General features: G+C 48.7%; 1 rRNA gene. It reads left to right on the forward strand.

Features of this window, described 5'->3' with window-relative positions:
* Positions 1-72: 72 nt before the first annotated feature.
* Positions 73-2,955, forward strand: a 23S ribosomal RNA gene (locus J7I43_RS24595).
* The last annotated feature ends 23 nt before the right edge of the window (positions 2,956-2,978 follow it).

Consider the following 2,978-nt stretch of genomic DNA (forward strand, 5'->3'; position numbering starts at 1 on the left):
GAAAAAAAGTTCTTTGACATATTGGGAAAACAAGTTGTATAGCATGGGAATGCTAACAAAGTAGTAAAGATTTTTAAAGCGAATAAGGGCGCATGGTGGATGCCTAGGCTCTAGGAGGCGAAGAAGGACGTGGTAAGCTGCGATAAGCAACGGAGAGCTGCAAACGAGCGTTATATCCGTTGATTTCCGAATGGGACAACCCGGCATGCTGAAGGCATGTCAACCGAAAGGTGGCCAACGCAGGGAACTGAAACATCTAAGTACCTGCAGGAAAAGAAAATAATTTAATGATTCCCTCAGTAGTGGCGAGCGAACGGGGAAGAGCCCAAACCGGGGTGGCGTGCTGCCCCGGGGTTGTAGGACTGCATTTAGAAAGTCGGTTCAAGTTGAATCATCTGGAAAGATGAGCCATAGCAGGTGATAGCCCTGTAGACGTACAGACTGACGGACGAGCAGTATCCTGAGTAGCGCGGGACCGGAGGAATCCTGTGTGAAACTGCCAGCACCATCTGGTAAGGCTAAATACTCCCTAGAGACCGATAGTGAACCAGTACCGTAAGGGAAAGGTGAAAAGTACTCCGAACAGGAGAGTGAAATAGTACCTGAAACCGTGCGCCTACAAGCGGTCGGAGCCAAGTAATTGGTGACGGCGTGCCTTTTGCATAATGAGCCTACGAGTTACTCCTCACTGGCAAGGTTAAGTTCTTCAGTAACGGAGCCGCAGCGAAAGCGAGTCCTAACAGGGCGTTTTAGTCAGTGGGGGTAGACGCGAAACTTTGTGATCTATCCATGGGCAGGTTGAAGGTTTGGTAACACAAACTGGAGGACCGAACTCATTAGCGTTGAAAAGCTATGGGATGACCTGTGGATAGGGGTGAAAGGCCAATCAAACTGAGAGATAGCTCGTTCTCCCCGAAATGTTTTTAGGAACAGCCTCGTATATAGAGTTATCATAGAGGTAGAGCTACTAATTGGGCTAGGGGGCTTCACCGCCTACCAAACCCTAATAAACTCCGAATGCTATGATATATCTGCGGGAGTGAGGCTGTGGGCGCTAAGGTCCATGGCCGAGAGGGAAATAACCCAGATTAACAGCTAAGGTCCCTAAGGGTATGTTAAGTTGAGCAAACGCAGTTCAAACCCTAAAACAGCCAGGATGTTGGCTTGGAAGCAGCCATTCATTTAAAGAGTGCGTAACAGCTCACTGGTCGAGGGTTTGGGCACGGAAAATAATCGGGCATCAAACATACCACCGAAGCTTTAGGATCATACCAGGAGGTATGATCGGTAGGGGAGCATTCTGTACTGCATCGAAGGTGTACCGCGAGGTATGCTGGAGCGTACAGAAAAGAAAATGTAGGCATAAGTAACGATAAAGAAGATGAAAAATCTTCTCGCCGTAAGACTAAGGGTTCCTGATCAACGCTAATCGGATCAGGGTTAGTCGGGTCCTTAGGCAAAGCCGAAAGGCGTAGCTGATGGCAAACTGGTGAATATTCCAGTACCTGCTATAATTTCGATGGGGTAACGGAGTAGTGAAAGGACTGCGCACTTACGGAATAGTGCGTTAAAGGGTGTAGGTATACTGAGAGTAGGAAAATCCGCTTTTGGTGCTGAACCTGATAGTACAGCAAAGCTTCGGCCGCGCTGATAATGTCCCTAATCAGACTTCCAAGAAAAACCTCTAAGGTTAGGTTATAGCAGCCCGTACCGTAAACCGACACAGGTAGTCGAGGAGAATATCCTAAGGCGCTCGAGTGATCCGTGGTAAAGGAACTAGGCAAATTGACGCTGTAACTTCGGGATAAGGCGTACCACAGTGATGTGGTCTCAGTAAAATGGTCCAACCAACTGTTTAACAAAAACACAGGGCCCTGCAAAATCGAAAGATGACGTATAGAGCCTGATACCTGCCCGGTGCTGGAAGGTTAAGGAAGGGTGTTCGTAGCAATACAAAGCTCCTGACTGAAGCCCCAGTAAACGGCGGCCGTAACTATAACGGTCCTAAGGTAGCGAAATTCCTTGTCGGGTAAGTTCCGACCTGCACGAATGGTCTAATGAGTTGGACACTGTCTCTACCACGAGCTCGGTGAAATTGTAGTATCGGTGAAGATGCCGGTTAATCGCAACGGGACGGAAAGACCCCGTGAACCTTCACTACAACTTAACATTGATTTTGAATGCCAGATGTGTAGGATAGTTGGGAGACTATGAAGCAGCTTCGCCAGGAGTTGTGGAGTCAACGTTGAAATACCAACCTTCTGTTATTTAGAGTCTAACCCCTGCAAGGGGGGACATTGTTTGGTGGGTAGTTTGACTGGGGTGGTCGCCTCCTAAAAAGTAACGGAGGCTCGCAAAGGTACCCTCAGTACGGTTGGTAATCGTACGCAGAGCGCATTAGTAGAAGGGTGCTTGACTGTGAGGCATACAAGCCGAGCAGGTGCGAAAGCAGGCTAAAGTGATCCGGTGGTTCTGTATGGAAGGGCCATCGCTCAAAGGATAAAAGGTACTCCGGGGATAACAGGCTGATCTCCCCCAAGAGCTCATATCGACGGGGAGGTTTGGCACCTCGATGTCGGTTCGTCACATCCTGGGGCTGGAGAAGGTCCCAAGGGTTCGGCTGTTCGCCGATTAAAGTGGCACGTGAACTGGGTTCAGAACGTCGCAAGACAGTTCGGTCCCTATCTGTTGTGATCGTTAGTAAATTGAGAGGACATGACCTTAGTACGAGAGGACCGGGTCGTACGTACCGCTGGTGTATCTGTTGTGCCGCCAGGTGCAGTGCAGAGTAGCTATGTACGGACAGGATAAACGCTGAAAGCATCTAAGCGTGAAACCTACCTCAAGATGAGTTTACTTTTAAGGGCCGTCGGAGACTACGACGTTGATAGGTTACAGGTGTAAGGGTGGTAACATCGAAGCCGAGTAATACTAATTGCCCGTAAGCTTTAATTTTATTTTTTAGCGTTCGTCTCGAA

Source organism: Chitinophaga chungangae (assembly GCF_017742215.1).
In the GTDB taxonomy this organism is placed as follows: Bacteria; Bacteroidota; Bacteroidia; order Chitinophagales; family Chitinophagaceae; genus Chitinophaga; species Chitinophaga chungangae.